This window comes from Seonamhaeicola sediminis, from assembly GCF_004358095.2.
Taxonomy (GTDB): Bacteria; Bacteroidota; Bacteroidia; order Flavobacteriales; family Flavobacteriaceae; genus Seonamhaeicola; species Seonamhaeicola sediminis.
This window is the reverse complement of record NZ_SMZJ02000025.1, coordinates 1-2,550: the sequence shown is the minus strand read 5'-3', so window position 1 is coordinate 2,550 and position 2,550 is coordinate 1. Positions and strand designations below refer to the sequence as shown.

Below are 2,550 nucleotides of genomic sequence, written 5' to 3'. Positions count from 1 at the left end.
CTAAAATTTTCAGTTTAAAAGGTTCTGAATACCGTCTGATTACTTTGTCATTTTTGTACATAATGTTTAAAATTATGTAGCCTTTATTCAGGACGGGTCAATATGCACCACAACGGTCTCGTATAACCGTCAGTTACGGGTTAATATGCGTTAATTTTCGGTTTAGCACTGACGTTAGCAATTCCGAGTGGATTCGGACGTAGTCGAATCCGCCGTAATTGCGGTTATACATTGTTGGCTACAGTTTTTTATATTCCATTAGAATTTTTCATTCAAATCTTGTCTTCCAACTATTGTGACTATCTCAACAATATTTTCATTGACTTTATAGTAAATACTATCAACTCCACACACGCAACGTCTGTACCCTTTTTTTATATAGTCAACAGATTCAAAGGAAAAAGGTCGTTCAGCAATAATGTCAAAATATTCAAAAAAAGACTCAAAATATTTGTCCGCTTGGGTCATTCCGAATTTTTTAACTCCGTAATGGTGAATTCGAATCAAGTCATTTTTTGCTTCGTTTGTCAATTTGTATTTAGCCATTTAGCAAAGACTTTGATTGAGCTAAAATACTTTCTTTGCTGTCATTCGTAAATCCACTATTTTCAGCTTTTTCAATTTTAGCTCGAATCCAGTCAATTTGAACTTGTTGTTTTCGGGCTTGTCTAATCAAATCGTTAACTAATTCGCTTTTGCTTGAATATTCTTTATTGTCCACTTGGGACTTTAGCCATTCATCGTTCGGCTTTGTAAATGAGATACTTTGTCTTGACATAATCTACTTATTAGATGTAAATATACACCAAAAACGAATCATTTCCAAATTGTAGCCAACGTCTTTGTGTAAGCGTCAGTAACGGGAAAGTGCGCGAGTACTTTCCGCTGACGCACCTAAATTAGCAAAACGAGTTGAATTTCCGATTAGGAAATTCAGCCGTTATTGCGCTTACACGTTGTTGTAGTGCGTTTTTATTGTTTTGTCAGAGTGTATTTATCTCCGTTTGTCTTTGTCAAAGTCAACGAATTTCCATTCAAACTATAATTCCATTCGCCACCTAAAATCAAAGTCCAATCAAATTCAGCTGTCCAAGGACAGGCATTTTCGAAGGTAATTACATTTCCTGAGTTTGAATACGTGCCATTACACAAAGCAGGAAATTTTATAATTTCACTTTCTCCGCTCCAATTTCCATTATTAAAAGTCAATTCGACATTAGAATTATTTCCACCTCGTTCAAAAATTCCAACGTATTCTCCGTTAATTTCAGTTTGCGGGATTTCGTCATCGTTGTTACAAGAAAGAATGACAAATATTAGTCCGATTAATATTAAAACTTTTGGTTTCATAATTTATCTTTTTAAGTAGATGCTTTTTTGTCTAAAACGTTGCGTTCAAATGCACTACAACGGTCTTGGCTATGATTTCGTTGCGGAAAAATCCGCAGGATTCTTTCCGCCGTAGCCGAAAGATAGCAAAATTGCGGTGAATTCCGATTAGGAATTCAACCGCAATGAATTATAGCCGTTGTTACCTGCTGGCTTTATTTTTCACGTTCAGTTTTTTAATCAATAATGCACAAAATAAGAGTCCGTTTCTTCTCCATCATCAACCATTCTTATTCGGACATCGAACAATTCGGTCAGAATTTTATCTTTAGTCGAGTTGTCAAATTCCTCAAATTCCAATTCCTCAATATGTTCAGAGATTTTGTCTCCGTTATGCCATTTTTCCGTCACAATTTTTTCAATCAGAATGTTCAATTCGGGTGACGGAATTTCCTTTTCAGATTTGTGCCAAATAAATTCCTGTCGTTCTTCTGGGTCATTTTCGTCATAGATTGCTATTCCGCTTATCGAATCAACCGTTTCGTTAGTCAATTCAATTTTTTCAACTCCGTATAATTTCAGATATGATTTTAAAAAATTCAGCCTGTTCGATTTATTCATTGCGGTTTTTTTCAGCTTGCAGGTAACTGCAGGGTTAAACGTAGTTCTGCTTAGAGAATGAAAAGATAATAAATTCTTGAGCAATAATTAGAGAAAAGGACTTCCATATACTCTCTAATTATTGATTGTCAATTAGCTTCGCGAAAGCGAAGCGTAAATTGTAGAATTTATTGGCTTGGGAATTCGAGAAGCANTCGCACGTTTTGGCTCGAAGCCCGCAGAAGGCGATATTTTTAGGATAGGTTTTAGTAGTAATTTGGTTTAACCCTGCAGATGATAGCACATGCTTTAAGATGCATTGTCTGCGAAGCAGCGCAGATTAAAGTTCGCCTTTGGCGAATGTGCTATCATCGGTTTTGTGTATGATGACGTTGCGTTGGTTATGATAAAGTTAGTAAAAGAAAAGTGAACTTTAGTGTTTGTGTAAATTATTCCGAGTACACCTAGAACTAGCAATGCATTATAGCATCCATGAAAAAGCAGTAAGTCAGTATCTTTAAAGTTCACTAAAACGATTAAGATATGAAAACTGAACAAACTGCTCAACCAAAGTTATACATTGGCATCGACATTCACAAACGAAGTTGGAAAATACACTGT

Annotated in this window: 4 protein-coding genes; all 4 read right to left on the bottom strand. The window is 35.5% G+C overall.

Annotation, left to right across the window (positions count from 1 at the left end):
* Positions 1–258 precede the first annotated feature (258 nt).
* The 4 genes from E1J38_RS14875 to E1J38_RS14860 all read right to left on the bottom strand — a co-directional run bounded on the left by E1J38_RS14875 (position 259) and on the right by E1J38_RS14860 (position 1,950).
* Positions 259–546: a type II toxin-antitoxin system RelE/ParE family toxin gene (locus E1J38_RS14875; RefSeq protein WP_133357636.1), complete on the bottom strand. Its 288-nt coding sequence runs from the start codon at positions 544–546 to the stop codon at positions 259–261.
* A complete protein-coding gene (locus E1J38_RS14870) occupies positions 539–778 on the bottom strand; it encodes a ribbon-helix-helix domain-containing protein (RefSeq protein ID WP_110476599.1) in 240 nt (79 codons plus the stop codon). The genes E1J38_RS14875 and E1J38_RS14870 overlap by 8 nt, the downstream gene beginning before the upstream one ends.
* 194 nt (positions 779–972) lie before the next feature.
* The gene (locus E1J38_RS14865) at positions 973–1,350 is read right to left on the bottom strand and encodes an META domain-containing protein (RefSeq protein WP_133357635.1); all 378 of its coding nucleotides are present in this window, start codon (positions 1,348–1,350) and stop codon (positions 973–975) included.
* A 219-nt stretch (positions 1,351–1,569) separates the two neighbouring features.
* A complete protein-coding gene (locus tag E1J38_RS14860; RefSeq protein WP_133357634.1) occupies positions 1,570–1,950 on the bottom strand; it encodes a hypothetical protein in 381 nt (126 codons plus the stop codon).
* Between the last annotated feature and the right edge of the window lie 600 nt (positions 1,951–2,550).